At 41.3% G+C, this 17,219-nt stretch carries 19 protein-coding genes; all 19 read left to right on the top strand.

Annotated features, from left to right (window positions below; all coding sequences use genetic code 11):
* The first annotated feature begins 212 nt into the window (after positions 1 to 212).
* The 19 genes from DOK79_RS01785 to DOK79_RS01695 all read left to right on the top strand — a co-directional run bounded on the left by DOK79_RS01785 (position 213) and on the right by DOK79_RS01695 (position 17,215).
* The gene (locus tag DOK79_RS01785; protein WP_206855906.1) at positions 213 to 1,337 is read left to right on the top strand and encodes an iron-containing alcohol dehydrogenase; all 1,125 of its coding nucleotides are present in this window, start codon (positions 213 to 215) and stop codon (positions 1,335 to 1,337) included.
* A gap of 159 nt (positions 1,338 to 1,496) precedes the next feature.
* Positions 1,497 to 1,844: an ethanolamine utilization microcompartment protein EutS gene (gene eutS / locus DOK79_RS01780; RefSeq protein ID WP_242543273.1), complete on the top strand. Its 348-nt coding sequence runs from the start codon at positions 1,497 to 1,499 to the stop codon at positions 1,842 to 1,844.
* Positions 1,845 to 1,870: 26 nt separating this feature from the next.
* Positions 1,871 to 2,443 (top strand): ANTAR domain-containing response regulator, encoded by a 573-nt coding sequence (locus DOK79_RS01775; protein WP_206855903.1) that lies wholly within the window; start codon positions 1,871 to 1,873, stop codon positions 2,441 to 2,443.
* A complete protein-coding gene (locus DOK79_RS01770) occupies positions 2,443 to 3,870 on the top strand; it encodes a sensor histidine kinase (RefSeq protein WP_206855900.1) in 1,428 nt (475 codons plus the stop codon). Before DOK79_RS01775 ends, DOK79_RS01770 begins: the two co-directional genes overlap by 1 nt.
* 83 nt (positions 3,871 to 3,953) lie before the next feature.
* Positions 3,954 to 5,378 carry an ethanolamine ammonia-lyase reactivating factor EutA gene (gene eutA, locus DOK79_RS01765; RefSeq protein ID WP_206855897.1) on the top strand — a complete coding sequence of 475 codons (1,425 nt, stop codon included), beginning with the start codon at positions 3,954 to 3,956 and terminating at the stop codon, positions 5,376 to 5,378.
* A gap of 16 nt (positions 5,379 to 5,394) precedes the next feature.
* Positions 5,395 to 6,759, top strand: coding sequence for an ethanolamine ammonia-lyase subunit EutB (locus DOK79_RS01760; protein WP_206855894.1), 1,365 nt, complete (start codon positions 5,395 to 5,397; stop codon positions 6,757 to 6,759).
* Positions 6,760 to 6,776: 17 nt separating this feature from the next.
* Positions 6,777 to 7,682, top strand: coding sequence for an ethanolamine ammonia-lyase subunit EutC (gene eutC, locus DOK79_RS01755; protein ID WP_206855892.1), 906 nt, complete (start codon positions 6,777 to 6,779; stop codon positions 7,680 to 7,682).
* Positions 7,683 to 7,696: 14 nt separating this feature from the next.
* Positions 7,697 to 8,350 (top strand): ethanolamine utilization microcompartment protein EutL, encoded by a 654-nt coding sequence (gene eutL / locus DOK79_RS01750; RefSeq protein ID WP_206855889.1) that lies wholly within the window; start codon positions 7,697 to 7,699, stop codon positions 8,348 to 8,350.
* Positions 8,351 to 8,363: 13 nt separating this feature from the next.
* Positions 8,364 to 8,897: a BMC domain-containing protein gene (locus DOK79_RS01745; RefSeq protein WP_206855887.1), complete on the top strand. Its 534-nt coding sequence runs from the start codon at positions 8,364 to 8,366 to the stop codon at positions 8,895 to 8,897.
* Positions 8,894 to 10,369 (top strand): acetaldehyde dehydrogenase (acetylating), encoded by a 1,476-nt coding sequence (locus DOK79_RS01740; protein WP_206855952.1) that lies wholly within the window; start codon positions 8,894 to 8,896, stop codon positions 10,367 to 10,369. The genes DOK79_RS01745 and DOK79_RS01740 overlap by 4 nt, the downstream gene beginning before the upstream one ends.
* Positions 10,370 to 10,417: 48 nt before the next feature.
* Complete coding sequence (locus DOK79_RS01735) at positions 10,418 to 10,702, top strand: BMC domain-containing protein (protein ID WP_010734677.1); 285 nt, start codon at positions 10,418 to 10,420, stop codon at positions 10,700 to 10,702.
* Between the two features lie 136 nt (positions 10,703 to 10,838).
* Positions 10,839 to 11,417, top strand: a complete 579-nt coding sequence (locus DOK79_RS01730; protein WP_206855885.1) for a hypothetical protein — start codon at positions 10,839 to 10,841, stop codon at positions 11,415 to 11,417.
* 3 nt (positions 11,418 to 11,420) lie between these two features.
* Positions 11,421 to 12,053 carry an ethanolamine utilization phosphate acetyltransferase EutD gene (gene eutD / locus DOK79_RS01725; protein WP_206855883.1) on the top strand — a complete coding sequence of 211 codons (633 nt, stop codon included), beginning with the start codon at positions 11,421 to 11,423 and terminating at the stop codon, positions 12,051 to 12,053.
* 12 nt (positions 12,054 to 12,065) lie between these two features.
* Entirely contained in the window at positions 12,066 to 12,674 is a 609-nt protein-coding gene (locus DOK79_RS01720; RefSeq protein ID WP_206855880.1) for a hypothetical protein, read from the top strand.
* A gap of 13 nt (positions 12,675 to 12,687) precedes the next feature.
* Complete coding sequence (locus DOK79_RS01715; protein ID WP_071867208.1) at positions 12,688 to 12,948, top strand: EutN/CcmL family microcompartment protein; 261 nt, start codon at positions 12,688 to 12,690, stop codon at positions 12,946 to 12,948.
* Positions 12,949 to 12,960: 12 nt separating this feature from the next.
* Complete coding sequence (gene eutH / locus DOK79_RS01710; RefSeq protein WP_206855879.1) at positions 12,961 to 14,100, top strand: ethanolamine utilization protein EutH; 1,140 nt, start codon at positions 12,961 to 12,963, stop codon at positions 14,098 to 14,100.
* Positions 14,101 to 14,113: 13 nt separating this feature from the next.
* Complete coding sequence (locus DOK79_RS01705; protein ID WP_071867206.1) at positions 14,114 to 14,557, top strand: cupin domain-containing protein; 444 nt, start codon at positions 14,114 to 14,116, stop codon at positions 14,555 to 14,557.
* 388 nt (positions 14,558 to 14,945) lie between these two features.
* On the top strand, positions 14,946 to 15,830 hold the full coding sequence (locus DOK79_RS01700; protein ID WP_206855877.1) for a diacylglycerol/lipid kinase family protein: 885 nt from the start codon (positions 14,946 to 14,948) through the stop codon (positions 15,828 to 15,830).
* 362 nt (positions 15,831 to 16,192) lie between these two features.
* Positions 16,193 to 17,215 (top strand): phosphate/phosphite/phosphonate ABC transporter substrate-binding protein, encoded by a 1,023-nt coding sequence (locus DOK79_RS01695; RefSeq protein WP_206855875.1) that lies wholly within the window; start codon positions 16,193 to 16,195, stop codon positions 17,213 to 17,215.
* Positions 17,216 to 17,219: the final 4 nt, after the last annotated feature.

Raw genomic sequence — 17,219 nt, 5'->3', positions numbered from 1 at the left:
GGAATATTGGGCTGGTCTTTCAATGGGGAAAGAGATTTCAAGTACAATGGCGTACTGCTGATTCCCGGCGCATGTGTTAATCGATTGTTACAGAATAGACACCATACACTGTTGTATGGATTGTAAAAGAAGCAAAGGGGCTTCAAACAAATGGATGTTTTATTTCCATTGGTTTGAAGTCTCTTTTATTTTGGTTTCAAGGAGGAATGTTCGTGGAAAATATACAATTCTCGACACAGATCATTGTGGGCGAAGATGCGTTACAAAGTCTTGAAAATGTGAAAGAAAAGCGTGTGTTCATCGTTACTGATCCATTTATGGCAGAAAACGGCATGGTGGAGCAAGTAACGACTTATTTAAACCAGTACCATGTATTTAGTGATATTGTTCCTGATCTACCACTTGATAAGATCGTTTCAGGAATCAAAGAAATGGAAAGCTTCCAAAGTGAAGTGATCGTAGCAATCGGTGGCGGCTCCGCAATCGATGCAGCGAAAGCAATGAAGTATTTTGGACAAAAGACAATGGATCTTTTGACGGAACAATTTATTGCGATCCCAACGACAAGTGGGACAGGGTCTGAGGTAACAAATTTCTCTGTGATCACGATCAGTGAATTAGGCTTGAAAATCCCGTTAGTAACGGATAAAATTCAACCAGATGTTGCGATTTTAGATACAGGATTAGTCATGAGTGTTCCACCGAAAATCACTGCGGATACAGGAATAGATGTACTGACACATGTCATTGAATCCTACGTTTCAACAGAAGCAAATGGCGTAGCAGATGCCTTATGTGAAAAAGTGGTTGCTTTAGTTTTTGAATACTTAGAGCGAGCATACAAAAATGGTCAAGACAAAGAAGCCAGAGAACAAATGCACTTAGCTTCTTGTATGGCAGGCATGGCGTTCAATTCGACTTCACTAGGTTTGAACCATGGGATCGCTCATGCGGCTGGCGCTCGTTTACATGTGCCACATGGTCGCATCAATGGCATCTTACTTCCAGAAGTGATTGCCTATAATAGTGGTTTAGGCAATGGTCAAGTGACAGAAGTAGAAGTAGCTGAAAGATATGCGGCATTAGCGAACTGTATCAGTAACACACAAACGAAGAATCCTCGCTTAGGGGTACAAAACTTGATTCGTCTGATCAAACAGTTGCGAGAAAAATTAGACATGCCAGCGACATTGAGTGAGTATGGTTTGTCTTCAAAAGAAGTGTTGTCACATGAAGAAGCAATTGCGACTTCTGCCTTAGCAGATGGCTGTACGAGAACCAATCCTCGTCAAGCAGATGAAAAAGGCGTTAGAGCAATATTAAAAGCAATCTTATAAAATTTGACATCGTGAAATGGCTAACATATAATGAATGAGCACAACGGAGTGCTTCAAAATTTAAGAGCAATGATGCCCTTAATAACGAGCGTAAAGTAAATACTTTATCGCTTATTATTGAGGATTTTTTATTGCTTAAAATGAAGGAGCGAGTCTTGCTTGGAAGAAAAACAACGAATGATCCAAGAATACGTCCCAGGAAAACAAGTTACTTTAGCCCACATCATTGCAAGTCCCGACAAGGAAGTCTATACGAAATTAGGATTACCAGCAGGCACAAGCAATGCTTTAGGGATCTTAACGATCACGCCAAGTGAAGCTGCAATCATCGCTGTTGATATTGCAACGAAAAGTGGCGATATCACGATCGGCTTTATCGATCGTTTCTCTGGTTCAGTAGTTATCTCTGGCGACGTGAGTTCTGTTGAAGCAGCATTACATGCTGTACTGCATGGACTCAAACAGATTTTGCAATTCTCTGTGACGTGTGAAATTACAAGAACTTAGTTCGGGGGAGACAAAGCGTATTGAATATGAAGGGCAGAATTGTGATAGTAGATGATGAGCCAATCACACGATTGGATACTCGAGATATTCTACTGGAAGCTGGTTATGAAGTTGTTGGGGAAGCCGCAGATGGATTTGAAGCAATCGAAGTTTGTAAAGAGACTAAGCCGGATCTCGTATTGATGGATATCCAAATGCCAATTTTAGATGGTCTGAAATCTGGTAAAAAAATCATCCAAGATCAGTTAGCAGGTAGTATCGTGTTTCTTTCTGCTTACAGTGATCAAGAGAATACGGAGAAAGCAAAGAAATTAGGCGCAATCGGTTATCTTGTAAAACCATTAGATTCAAAATCTTTGATCCCAACTATCGAGATGGGGATCGCTAGAGGAAAAGAAACTCAAAACCTGCTACAACAGATCGACAAACTACAATTGAAATTGGAAGAGCGAAAAGTTGTGGAAAAGGCAAAAGGGATCTTAGCAAAAGAAAATAATATTTCTGAAGAAGAAGCTTATCAAATGTTGCGTACATTAAGTATGAACAAACGCGCACGTATGAGTGAAATCGCAGAATTGATTATTATGGATGATGAATAATGGAACGAATCAATACATTATGTCAGCGTTATACAAATCTAACCCAATCAGATATTCAAGAGCTTTGTCGGACGAGTGCTTATTTAACAGAGTCTAAGCATTATGAGACGGCAGATGTGTTCATCGATGTCTTTAATGAAATGACGAAAGAAGCATTAGTTGTCTATCATAAGAAACCAAAATGTATTCCCTCATTATATAAACATGAAGTTGTCGGAAAAGAAGCGTTATTAAAAAATGAACCTGGTGTTTTACGTACCATGGAAACAAGCTTGAACAGTATTGGCTTGTTAGCAGTCACACAAGAAAATCGCTTGATCAAGCAAAATATTTTTCCGATTCGAAATGAACAACGAACAATCGGTGTGATCATCGTAGAAGAGGGAGTCGAGCAACCGATTGGGGCAGTTGAACGACAGGAATCACAGTCAAAAGAACAAGGAACACTTGCGATCGAATCTACATTCGATCCGTTGATCATGGACCAGTTAGCTGAAGCGGTCTTGATTTTTGATACGGCCACTGGAAACTTAGTCTTAGCGAATCATCGCGCAAAAGAACTATACCGAAAACTAGGCTATCGTGAAATGATCAATGATTTGCACTATGACAATCTTTCTCTTGATTACACAACGTTCGAATATGTTCTTTATCAGATGAATGATCAAACCGAAAATCGGTTGATCGAATTAGATACAGCGTATTTAAATTATTACTTTAATATTCGAAAAGTTTGGATTGATGCAGGATCGAGAGTAGCAATGATTATTCAAGATAATACAGAAGTGAAAAAGAAAGAAGATGAAATCGTATCAAAATCGGTGGCGATCCGAGAGATTCATCACCGCGTCAAAAACAATTTACAGTCTGTCGTTTCGTTATTGCGGATCCAAGCACGCCGTACCACTAGCAAAGAGGCTAGTAAAGTACTGAAAGAAAGTGTGAACCGGATCATGGCGATTGCGACGACACATGAATTATTGTCCAAGCAAGTAGAGGATAATGTTTCCTTGCGACAAATGCTTGAGGCAGTGATGTACAATTTCCGCCATATTTTTAATCCGGAAAAAGTGCAGTTGAATTTGACAGTTGATCCGACGATCACTGTTTCCAGTGACCAAATGGTTTCCATTTCGCTCGTCGTCAATGAGTTACTCCAAAATATCTTTGATCATGCCTTTGAGCCAGATCAAAGTGGAATGGTTGAGGTCAGCGGAGAAATCGAAAATAAAGTCATTACGATCACTGTTACAGATGATGGCAATGGCTATGATGTCAACCGAAACAAAGAAACAAGTTTAGGGTTGATGATCGTGAATAGCTATATCAAAGATAAGCTAAAAGGGAAAGTGAAAATTGAATCATCCAACAAAGGAACAAAAACTTGTTTCTATTTTGAACAGAACACCAAAGATGTTGTTCGGTGAAAAAGCAACGATGCTTAAAGATGCGTAGAAGAGATTCTAGGCTGTCTTTAAGCATTTTTTGTTTGCAGAAAGGAGAAAAAACGATGGCAAAAGAAAAAATTCTAACTGTAGGGATCGATTTAGGTACCTCGACGACGCAACTTGTTTTATCAGAGCTGACGATCGAAAATTTTGCCTCTGCATTTTCTGTTCCAAGGATCACGATCTCAGAAAAAGAAGTGATCTATCGCAGTGAAATCATCTTCACTCCTTTGATCAATCAGACAATGATTGATGATGAAGCAATCAAAGCGTTTGTTTCCCGACAATATCAACAAGCGGGGATCGAGAAACAACAAATCCAAATGGGTGCAGTTATCATCACTGGTGAAACAGCTCGTAAAGCCAATGCCAGTAAAGTATTACAAGCCTTGAGTGGCTTTGCTGGAGATTTCGTGGTCGCTACGGCTGGTCCAGATCTTGAAAGCATCATTGCTGGTAAAGGAGCAGGCGCCCAAGAGTATTCGAAAAAGCGTCATACTTCGGTCGTCAATATCGATATCGGAGGCGGAACGAGTAATTTAGTCGTCTTCACTGATGATGAAATCAATGATACTGCTTGTTTTGATATCGGTGGTCGACTGATCAAGGTCGATCAAGCAGGAAATATTTCTTACATCTCACCAAAGATCACAGACATGATCGGGCAGTTGGGACTACCATTAAAAATTGGTACGAAAGCTTCTGTCACAGCAATCAAACCAGTGATCGATGAGCTAGTAAAAGTCTTAGAAAATAGTGTGGGGATCGGTGAACGAAGTCGTTTTTATGACCTGTTTATCACCAATCGAGGGTTACGTTTAGATGAAGAAATCCCGATCGTCACCTTTTCTGGTGGCGTAGCGGATTGCTTGGTCGAAGACGTGACCGATACGTTCAAGTATGGCGATATTGGACTGTTATTAGGGGCAGCGTTACGAAAATCCCAGATTTTCACAGAAAAAGAAGTGTTACAAAGTAATGAAACCATTCGGGCAACGGTTGTTGGCGCAGGATCGCACACTGCAGATATTAGCGGAAGCACGATCGCTTATCATGAGCAGATCTTGCCAATCAAAAATATTCCGATTTTAAAAGTTTCCCAAGAAGATGAGTCTTTAGAGGCTGAGAAAATGGGGGAACGAATCGATGAAAAGCTTGCTTGGCATCGACTGGAAGAAACGCCGCAGATCGCTTTAGCGATGAAGGGGATCGTGAACCCGACATTTGCCGATGTCCAACGATATGCGGATGGGATCGTTCAAGGATTATCTGCCTTGATCACAGAAAATATTCCACTGGTCATCATGGTGGACGAAGACATGGCGAAAGCTTTAGGGCATGCATTACATGCATATTTACCAGGAAATTATCCTTTCATCTGCATTGATTCCGTCAAAGTAGAAAATGGGGATTATATCGATATCGGACAACCTGTAGCTGAAGGCGCAGTGTTACCGGTAGTTGTCAAAACACTAGTATTTAATTAAGGGAGCGACAAGAAAAATGATTTTAAAAACAAAATTATTTGGCAAAACCTATCAGTTTTCTTCAGTCAAAGAAGTGTTGGCTAAAGCAAATGAAGAAAAATCAGGAGATAAATTAGCTGGTGTTGCAGCAACTTCTGCGGAAGAACGAGTAGCAGCAAAAGTTGTATTATCTCATCTGACATTAAATGACTTATTCAACAATCCAGTAGTTGATTATGATGAAGATGAAGTGACACGCATCATTATCGACCAAGTCAACATGCGCATTTTCGGCATGATCAAACATTGGACAGTTTCAGAATTAAGAGAATATATCCTTTCTGATAAAACAGGAGATTTTGAAATCAAACATATCTCTCGCGGATTGACTTCTGAAATGATCGCGGCAGTCTGCAAATTGATGTCAAATATGGACTTGATCGTGGGAGCTAAAAAAATCCACATCGAAAAAACAGCGAATACAACAATCGGTCGCGCCGGTACTTTTTCAAATCGTCTACAACCGAATCATCCAACAGATGATGTGGATGGTATCATGGCTTCTGTCATGGAAGGCTTATCTTACGGCGCCGGTGATGCACTGATCGGTTTGAATCCAGTTGATGACTCCACAGAAAGTGTGAAACGTTGCTTAGATAAATTTGAAGAATTCCGTAGTGAATGGGATATTCCAACACAAACCTGTGTCTTAGCTCATGTGACGACACAAATGGAAGCAATGCGTCAAGGCGCACCGACGGGTTTAGTGTTCCAATCGATTGCTGGCTCAGAAAAAGGGAATACAGCATTTGGTTTAAACGCAGAAATGTTAGCTGAAGCACAAGCATTAGCATTGAGCAGTGGACAAGCAGCTGGTCCGAACGTGATGTATTTTGAAACAGGTCAAGGATCTGAACTTTCATCTGAAGCGCATTTTGGGGCAGACCAAGTGACGATGGAAGCACGTTGTTATGGTTTAGCGAAGAAATTTGATCCATTCCTTGTGAATACAGTTGTCGGTTTTATTGGACCAGAATACTTGTATGATTCAAAACAAGTCATTCGTGCAGGTTTAGAAGATCACTTCATGGGTAAACTAACTGGTTTATCAATGGGTTGTGACGTATGTTATACGAACCATATGAAAGCAGATCAAAATGATATGGAAAACTTATCTGTGTTATTAACATCAGCTGGATGTACGTATATCATGGGCATCCCTCACGGTGACGATGTGATGTTGAACTACCAAACAACTGGTTTCCATGAAACAGCTACAGTCCGTGAATTGTTCGGTTTACGTCCAATCAAAGAATTTGAAGGTTGGATGGAGAAAATGGGCTTGATGGAAAATGGTAAATTAACAAGCCTAGCCGGCGATGCTTCAGTATTTATCAAATAAGTGGGGTGCAAGAAAAAATGAACGAACAACAATTGAAAGAAATGATCACTTCAATGCTAAGTGAAATGGTAGCCGGTGAAAAACCAACGGAACAACCAAAAGCGCCAGTCGCTACAACAACTACGATGACGACAACAGCACCAGTAGTAGAAGAAGGCATGATCGATGACATCACAGAAGTAGATCTACGTAAACAGCTTTTAGTCAAAGATGCAAAAGATGAAGCAGGCTACTTACGCATGAAGGCATTCACGCCTGCTCGTATTGGTGTAGGACGTACAGGAACTCGTTATCTGACTTCTTCAACCTTACGTTTCCGTGCGGACCATGCCGCAGCACAAGATGCGGTATTCTCTGATGTTGATCCACAGTTAGTGGAAGAAATGGGCTTTATTTCGACACAAACAATTTGTAAAACAAAAGACGAATACTTGACTCGCCCAGATTTTGGCCGTCAATTTGATGAAGAAAACAGCGCAAAAATCAAACAACAAACAACACCAAAAGCAAAAGTGCAGATCGTTGTTGGGGATGGGTTAAGTTCTGCGGCTATCGGGGCAAATATCAAAGAAGTATTACCTGCAATCAAACAAGGGTTAAAAATGTATGGTTTAGATTTTGATCAAGTCGTCTTCGTCAAATATTGCCGTGTGCCGTCAATGGATCAAATCGGTGAAATCACTGATGCCGAAGTAGTATGTCTATTAGTTGGCGAACGTCCGGGACTTGTAACAGCAGAATCGATGAGTGCGTATGTTGCCTACCGTCCAACAGTAGGAATGCCAGAAGCTCGTCGTACCGTGATCTCAAACATCCATAAAGGTGGAACACCAGCGGTTGAGGCCGGTGCATATCTCGCGGAATTGATCAAAAAAATGCTAGATAAGAAAAAATCTGGTATCGAGTTGAAAGAAGCCGAATAGGAGGAGAATAATCGATGAAAAATGATCGTTTAGGCGCAAACGTCTTAAGTGTTCAAGTTATTCCAAATGTAGATGCTGCATTAGCAGAGCAATTTGGCCTGACACCAGGGATGCGCTCATTAGGTATCGTGACATCAGATTGTGATGATGTGACTTATGTGGCTTTAGATGAAGCAACAAAGGCTGCGGAAGTACAAGTTGTCTATGCAAAAAGTATGTATGCAGGAGCGGCGAATGCCTCTACGAAACTAGCAGGTGAAGTGATTGGGATCATCGCTGGACCAAGTCCGGCAGAGATCACAAGCGGACTATCCGTAGTGACACAAGTCATCGAACAAGAAGCAAGCTTTATCAGCGCAAATGACGATGATAGTATCGTGTACTTTGCCCATGTGGTTTCTCGTTCTGGAAGATATTTATCAAAAGAAGCCAACATTCGTGAAGGCGAAGCAATTGCTTACTTGATCGCGCCGCCTTTAGAAGCAATGGTTGCACTAGATGCAGCACTGAAAGCAGCGGATGTTGAAATCTGTAGTTTCTTCGGACCACCATCTGAAACAAACTTTGGTGGGGCACTTTTAACTGGTAGTCAATCAGCATGTAAAGCAGCTTGTACTGCTTTTGAACAAGTTGTTCAACGGATCGCAGAAAATCCGTTGAGTTACTAAGGGAGTGTCACGAATGAATGCGATTGGAATGATTGAAGTTCGCGGATTTTTAGGCGCAGTCAGTGTCAGCGATGCGGCTTTGAAATCAGCAGATGTGAATTTGTTGAATGCGGAGATCATCAAAGGCGGCCTAACAACCGTCCAACTAAGCGGGGATGTTGCAGCTGTCAATGCAGCGGTCGATGCCGGTATGGTTATAGCGAAACAATTAAACTGCTTGATCTCACATCATGTGATCTCACGTGTTGATGAACAGACACAAATTCTTTTTCAAAAACCACAAGCAGAAGAAAGTGTCACAGAAGTAACGCCTGAACACTTGGTAGAACCCGTAGCGCCAGTACAAGTTGAAGCTCCGGTCGAACCAGAGAAGGTCAGTGAAACAAAAGATCGTCGAGCAGAATTACAAGCAAAGCGTGTCGCTGAGTTACGAAAAGAAGCCTACAAATTGAATGTCAAACAATTAAAACCATCAGAAATCAAATCTGCAAGCAAACAAGCATTAGTAGAGGCGATCATGGCAGAAATTAAAGGAGTGACCCTATAGTGGATAAAGATTTACGCTCGATTCAAGAAACGAGAGATTTGATCGCAGCTGCTAAGAATGCACAAAAAGTATTAGAAACTTTTTCGCAAACGCAAATCGACCAAATCGTCAAAGCAGTTTCAGACGCAACATTCGCACAGCGTGAGCGTCTAGCAAAAATGGCGAATGAAGAAACTGGCTTCGGGATCTATGAAGACAAAATCATCAAAAATGCTTTTGCTTCAAAAATCGTTTATGAAGAATTCAAAAATACGAAGACAGTAGGTGTCATCAATGATGACCCACAGAAAAAGGTAACGGAGATTGCCGTACCTGTTGGGGTGGTTGCTGGATTGATCCCATCGACAAATCCGACTTCAACAGTGATCTATAAAGCCTTGATCGCATTGAAAGCGGCGAATAGTATCGTTTTCTCGCCACATCCAAACGCCTTACAATCGATCCAAGCGACAGTTGAGATCATCCGTTCAGCGGTTGAATCTGCGGGTGGACCAAAAGAGAGCGTGTCAGTGATCACGACACCAACGATGCAAGCAACAAAAGAATTGATGACGCATAAAGATACGAACTTGATCTTAGCTACTGGTGGTAACGCCATGGTCAAAGCGGCGTATTCTTCAGGAACGCCAGCCATCGGCGTAGGTCCAGGAAATGGCCCTGCGTATATCGAACGCAGCGCATTGATCCCAATGGCGGTGAAGCGCATCATGGATTCTAAAACATTTGATAATGGCACGATCTGTGCATCGGAACAGTCGATCATCGTGGAAAAAGTCAATCGTGAAGCAGTTAAAGCTGAATTGATCAAACAAGGTGCTTACTTCTTGAGTCCAGACGAAGCGGATAAATTATCTCGTTTCATCTTACGACCAAATGGCACGATGAATCCGCAAATCGTTGGCCGTTCTGTTCGCCATATTGCTTCATTAGTTGGCTTGAATATCCCATTCGATCGTCGTCTGATCGTGGCAGAAGAAAGCAATGTTGGGATCAAGTATCCATTCTCAAGAGAAAAATTAGCACCGATCATCGCCTTTTACACGGTTGAAAACTGGCAAGAAGCTTGCGATCTATCCGTTGAGATCTTAAAAGGTGAAGGTGCAGGACACACAATGTGTATCCATACTGAAAACAAAGAAGTCGTCCGTGAATTCGGCTTAAGAAAACCAGTTTCTCGTCTGTTGATCAATACAGCAGGTTCATTAGGAGGAATTGGGGCTTCAACTGGCTTAGTGCCAGCATTAACGCTAGGCTGTGGCGCAGTTGGTGGCAGTTCTACCTCTGACAACATCGGCGTAGAAAATCTATTCAATGTTCGACGTGTCGCTTACGGTGTCACTGATTTAGCAGATATCCGTCAAGAATTTGGCGCTGGCGCTCAAATGCCAACACAAGAAACAAACAACCAAGCGGGCAACAAAGATGAGTTGATCGATACACTCGTTGCCCAAGTATTAGCTCGATTACAATAATATGTAATATATATATTAATGATAAACATACCATAGGAGGAATTTATAATGTCAAGTACAAACGCTTTAGGAATGATCGAAACTCGTGGATTAGTAGGTGCTGTTGAAGCAGCAGATGCAATGGTGAAAGCAGCAAACGTAACATTGATCGGTAAAGAACAAGTTGGTGGCGGATTAGTAACAATCATGGTTCGTGGCGATGTTGGCGCTGTAAAAGCAGCAACTGATGCTGGTGCTGCCGCTGCTGAACGTGTTGGTGAATTATTATCTGTTCATGTGATCCCACGTCCTCACACTGAAGTAGATGCGATTTTACCAAAAGTTGCTGAATAATCATCGTAAGAGACGTCTAAAATGAAACAAGAGCCAAATGAACCGAAAATACTCCTTATATTTTTGGCTCATTTGGCTTGTTTCCAAGACGAGATCAATGCTTTGAAATAATCCATTGGAGAAAGGAGAGCGTCATATGGGTGTGATCACAGAAGACCAGTTACGGCACATGTTTCGGAAGAAAGAAATCCAATCAGGAAGCACTTTCGTCGTTTCAAAAGATTGTCTTTTGACTCCCGCAGCTTCTAGCTATTTACGTGAACATCATATTCCGCTCATGCGAGAAAATCTCGTTTCTTCTCCAATGGGGCAATCGAAGCAACCTCTTTTTGAACAAGAAACGTTGCTGCCAAGTGTGCAACGAAAAATCTGTTTAGAAATAAAGAAGCTGAAAAATCTGCTGTTCTTTCATCTATTGGAAGAAAACGATATGTATGCTGAAGGTTGGTTGTATTTAGAATATCAGCAAGAGTGGTTAGCAAACTTTAGTCGATTCGATGGGAAAACGCTCTCAGCTCATCCACCTCGACTTTCAGGAATGATCTATCGTTCCCCCTTGCAACGAAGAATCTTGCGCTATTCAATCAATGAGATCGAGTATCAAGTAGAAAAAGTCAGTCAATTGTTGGAAGCAGAACTTCCAGCATACTTAGCTATTTTTATGTTATGGGCAGAAGAATTGCAAAGTATTATTCAACTGCCGAAAAACGAGTAGGAGATGAACCGATTGGATCATTTAAATGAAATTATCAATGAAGTAGTCCAACGTATCCAGTCACAGCAAAATTCTTTTGAAGTAGAAGCTTCAGGAAGACACGTGCATTTGAGCCGTAAAGATATCGATGCATTATTTGGTCCTGGATACCAATTAACGAAAGTAAAAGAATTGTCTCAACCCGGTCAGTATGTCTGCAAAGAGCGGATCACTGTCGCAGGTCCAAAAGGCTTATTCCAAAATGTCGTTATTTTAGGACCTGAACGCGCCGAGTCACAAGTCGAAGTATCGATGACGGATACACGTATTTTAGGTAGTCGCGTGCCCGTCAGAGAAAGTGGCAAAATCGAAGGAACACCAGGTGTTGTCTTAATGAACGGTGAGTCAGCTGTTCAACTAGAAAAAGGATTGATCGTAGCAAAACGACATATCCACATGACACCAGAAGATGCAGATAAAAATCAAGTAGTCAATGGTCAAACAGTGAAAGTACGTGTGGAAGCAAGTCGTCCACTGATCTTTGATGATGTCGTGGTTCGCGTCAGTCCAGATTTTGCAACGTATATGCACATTGATTACGATGAAGCAAATGCTTGTGGATTGAACAAAGGAGATCGTGGCTATATTTGTAAATAGGGAGGGGATTTCGTGAAGGTAACGGAGATTGAAAAAGTGATTCAGCAAGTCACAGAAATGCTGATGAAACGATTGCCTCCAGCTGACTATCAGTTAGCGTTGACAGAGGCAAAAGCAGGTTATCCTCAAACGTTATTCGCTGATCTATCAATGGTCGATTGGATAGAAGGGCAAGATCCAACAAAATGTGATGGCTTAGTTGTCCCACACGTCAGTCTTTCTCAGTTGGCTGCTATCGCTCAATTACTTCCGACAGATCATCAAACGACGAGTATTCTTTCTTTTTTGTTCGCAGGAAAGCCTGTACTAGTTTTGCAAGCTGAGTCAGCGAATGATTCGAGCAAAATGAAGTATCACTTAAAAAAGAAAGTCAATGAACTAGCAAAGCAATGCGAACGCTACGGGATGTACTTTTTCGAACAGGAAAACACAGGCTACAACGCATTTTTAGCGAGTTGTCGGAAAAAGCCGTTAGCGAAGGAGTTGCCTAGCCGGAAATATGTGACGGAGAAGCAATTGATCCAGCGGTTGCAACAAACAAATAGAATAGATTTAACGAGTCAAGAACGGTTGACACCCTTAGCAGAGGAATATGCGCTAAGAAATCGTTTATTCAAATGAGGAGGGATCACGTATGCTATTAGGGAAAGTGACTGGAAGTCTATGGTCGACCAGAAAAGATGAAAAACTAAATGGTTGGAAATTACTGATGGTCGATGTATTAGATGAGAAAGAAACGAAAATAGGATTTATTGTCGCAGCAGACAATGCCGGTGCCGGTGTCGGTGACAAGGTATTGATCAGCAAAGGGCAAGCTGCCAGAATTTCAGCTGGTGATCCAGATACACCTATTGATGCAATGATTGTCGGTGTAATTGATTCAATTGAAGAATAAAGGAGATTTACGATGAGTATCAATGAAATCATTATGTATATCATGGTTCTTTTTATGGTTATCGGCGGGATCGATAAATGTATCGGGAACAAATTAGGATTAGGGGAACAATTTGAAGAAGGTTTGATGGCGATGGGTTCATTAGCCTTATCAATGGTCGGGATCATCACATTAGCACCTGTTCTTGCAACGGTTCTTAGCCCAATCGTTGTACCGGTATATGAATTTTTAGGGGCTGACCCTTCCATGTTTGCGACGACTTTGTTAGCAAACGATATGGGCGGATTCGCTTTGGCACAACAAATGGCACATGATCCACAAGCTGGCTTGTTTGCCGGTGCGATCTTAGGCGCAATGATGGGACCAACTTTAGTGTTCACGATCCCTGTTGCTTTAGGAATCATTGAAAAAGAAGATCAACAATACTTAGCAACAGGTGTATTGAGCGGAATCATCACAATTCCACTAGGCTTGTTAGCGGGTGGTTTAGTTGCGGGTATGCCATTGAGCATGATTTTACCAAACTTATTACCGATCGTGATCGTTGCAGCTTTGATCATTGTAGGTCTATGGTTAGCGCCACAAGGAATGATCAAAGGGTTCAATGTCTTTGGTAAAGGTGTAGTGATCGTTGCAATCGCTGGCTTGATCGTTGGTGCGATCCAACAATTGATCGATATCACATTGATTCCAGGAATTGCTCCAGTTACAGAAGGGATTGAAGTAGTTGGTGATATTGCATTGACATTAGCCGGTGCATTCTGTTTAGTCGCTGTGATCACGCGAGTATTCAATAAACCATTGATGAAATTAGGAAAAGTGTTAGGCATGAATGAAATTGCAGCTGCCGGCATGGTGGCTACATTAGCAAACAACATCCCAATGTTCCAAATGTTGAAAGATATGGATCGCCGTGGAAAAATCATCAACGTGGCATTTGCAGTGTCTGCTTCATTCATCTTAGGCGATCACTTAGGCTTCACTGCCGGTGTGGCAAAAGAAATGATTTTCCCGATGATGGTCGGAAAAATCGTTGGCGGGATCACTGCGATCTTTGTGGCAGTGTTCATGGCGAATCGTTTATTAGGGAAAGAAAAAGAAGTAACTGTAAAAGAAAAAACGACTGCAAAAGAGCAAACGATCGTAGAATAGGAGCGTAACGAAAATGGCAGAATTGGATCGTCAAATGATCGAAAACTTAGTACGACAATTAGTGATGGAAAAATTGATGCCGGCAAAACAGGTCGATCCTAGTGGAGTGGCTTCAATTAGACTAGCAGAAATGACTGTCTCTGAAGAAGATCGTCTTGATACAGGAAACCCTGCGGATCGAGTATACACGAAAGATCTCTTTTCATTACAAGAAAGTCCACGCCTTGGTTGCGGCATCATGGAAATGACGGATACGACTTTTGACTGGACATTGGAATATGACGAAATCGATTACGTGATTTCTGGTCAGCTAGATATATTGATCGACGGGCGTAAAGTCTCTGCAAAAGCTGGCGAACTGATCTTGATTCCGAAAAGTACGAGTATCCAGTTCTCAGTAACTGGGGAAGCACGTTTTATCTACGTGACTTATCCAGCAGACTGGCAATCACAATAAGCTAAGTGTTTCGGAAGCACCGCTTATTTGGTTTTATGAGTGATCGAACGTCATGACCTCAACAAAAAATGGATAGGTGCAATAATCAATTTAAGTGAGTGTTTATTTTTTATTTCAAGTATCGATACAAGAGATCATGAAAGTAGATCAACGAGATGTTAAAGCCGAATAAGCCGTGCTTCCGAATGCCTTTTCTTAGTGAGTCATGTGGTGCATTTCGCGCGACAGTACTTGTTACATCAAATCAATCATAACTATTGAAAAGCTGTGGATGCTGTATTCAGGATCTACGGCTTTTTTAGCGTGTTCTCTTGTAGCATCATCACTTAGAATTTTCTTGTTTTATGTTATTGTAATAGAAAGAACAAACAAGAAAGGAAGAAATCGTATGAAAAAAGCATTGCTGATCGTTAACCCTAGTTCTGGAGGAGAAAAAGCAAAAGAATATGAAGAAATGGCAGAAAACAAATTGCGTACTCTTTTTGATGAAGTGACAGTTTTGCATACGGAAAAAAGTGGGGATGCGACGAAGTTTGCGCAAGAAGCTGCCGCCGATCAAATCCATAGTGTCTTTGCGATGGGCGGGGATGGTACGGTGAATGAAGCTATCAGCGGCTTGGCAGAACAAGCGCATCGCCCCAATTTTGGCTTCTTTCCATTGGGCACAGTGAATGACTTAGCCCGAGCGTTGGACATTCCTTTAGAACCTGAAGAAGCGCTGGAACATCTTTCAATCGAATCAACCAAGTCGTTAGATATTGGTAAGATCAATGATCAATATTTTATGAACGTTGTTGCGATCGGAACGATTCCAGAAGCCATCAATGATGTTGATCCTGAAAAGAAAACCAAACTAGGCAAAATGGCTTATTTTGTTTCAGGTTTCAAGCAACTGACGAATACGCAATCCTATACGTTCCGTGTAGAAGTTGACGGTGTAGATGAAGAAATCGAAAGTAGTACACTGTTGATCGGTTTGACGAACTCAGTCGGTGGCTTTGAAACACTTTTACCAAAAGCCGAAATCAATGATGGTAAGCTGCACTTCGTATATTTGAAAGATCGTTCATTTATGGATACCTTAAAAGCCGTTCCTGATCTGATCAAAGGCGTCGATGCGACGACTGAAAATCTTGCTTATCAGACAGCAGAGAAGTTAGTGATCTCTTTAGTAGATGAAGAAGAGTTAGCAACAAATATCGATGGCGATGAAGGAACAAAGCTTCCGGTAACGATCCAAGTATTACCGTCTCATTTATCCGTTTATTGCTAAAAGTAAAAGCGAGTAAACTGTGTCTCAATCGCAACTAGACCAACGGTGTAAAATCAAGAAGAGGACGATCGAAAATCGAAAAAGAACGATTTAGTGAGTGAACAAATTCACTGGATCGTTCTTTATTTTTGCGTTTTTTTGTAAATGTTCGATGAATTTGTTAAGAGGATCGCTTGAAGTTTTTCACTGATTTTTTTAAAAGAACAGACGTACCAATGTGTCAGCTTATCAAAGAAAAGAACCCTTGTTTTACAAATGATTTACAATCTTCATTTACTCCTATCGTGAAGTCCATTAGAAATTTACATTGAATCCATAAAATAAGAGATGTACCAAATAAAAAACAAGGGAGTTTACCACACATGTTTTGGAATAAAAGACGATTGAAAGTTATTAGTGCGATGTTTTTCATGACCGGTTTATTTTTATTAGCTGGGTGCAATTCCAATGCTCAAGCAGATGGCGAAAGTCAGAATTCTTCCGAACCAATCAAGATTGCTTTTTATCCAAATGAATCAGCAAGTGAATTTGAACAATCAAGAAATGAGATCCAAACGATCGTATCAGAAGCAACAGGTAGAGATGTCGAGATCGTCATTAGTACAGATTATAATATCGTGATCGAATCGATTGCGAACGGACAAGTAGATTTAGCGTATATGGGACCAGATGGTTATATTGAAGCCAATCGTAAAAATGAAAATGTTCAAGCGTTTCTAACAAATTCAGGTGCGAGTGGCACGCTGGAAGATGCCGTGTATTACAGTTTTATCGTAGTTAACGAAGAAGATACGGAAGAGTACCAAGAAGATGGTGAATATACACTTGAACCAATCGAGGGCAAAACTTTTTCATTTGTATCTAATTCTTCCACTTCTGGTTTTAGAGTACCAAGTCAAGCAATCGTTGATCAGTTTGGACTTGGCAGCTCAGATGAGTTGATCATTGATGGCGACTTCTTCAATAAAGTACTTTTCGGTGGTTCACACCAAGGTTCTGCGGTGAACTTGCTTAAAGGTGATGCCGACGTAGCAGCATTTATGAACATGGCTCAATATTTTGATGTCGTGGAAGGCGAAGCAAATCAAGCGGGTGTCGTTTACCAAGTCAAAGCAGATGCAGAGGCACCATTTGATACAGTGAGAGGGAAAAAAGCACGTGTGATCCATTCGATCCCTGTGTTGAACGGTCCACTCGTTGCCAACAGAGATAATTTGGATGAAGAAACTGTCGATAAAATCACTCAAGCAATGATGAGTGAGGAAGTGACAAACAATGAAGCAATCTTTTCACCGAAAGACTCTGAATCAGTTGGGCTATTCCAGAAAGAAGCCGATGAACAGTTCGTTGAAGTCACTGACAGTTTCTATGACCCACTTCGCTAAGAAG

This window comes from Enterococcus sp. DIV1094, assembly GCF_017316305.2.
In the GTDB taxonomy this organism is placed as follows: Bacteria; Bacillota; Bacilli; order Lactobacillales; family Enterococcaceae; genus Enterococcus_B; species Enterococcus_B mangumiae.
Note: the sequence above shows the minus strand (reverse complement) of the source record. Positions and strands in the feature narration are given on the sequence as shown.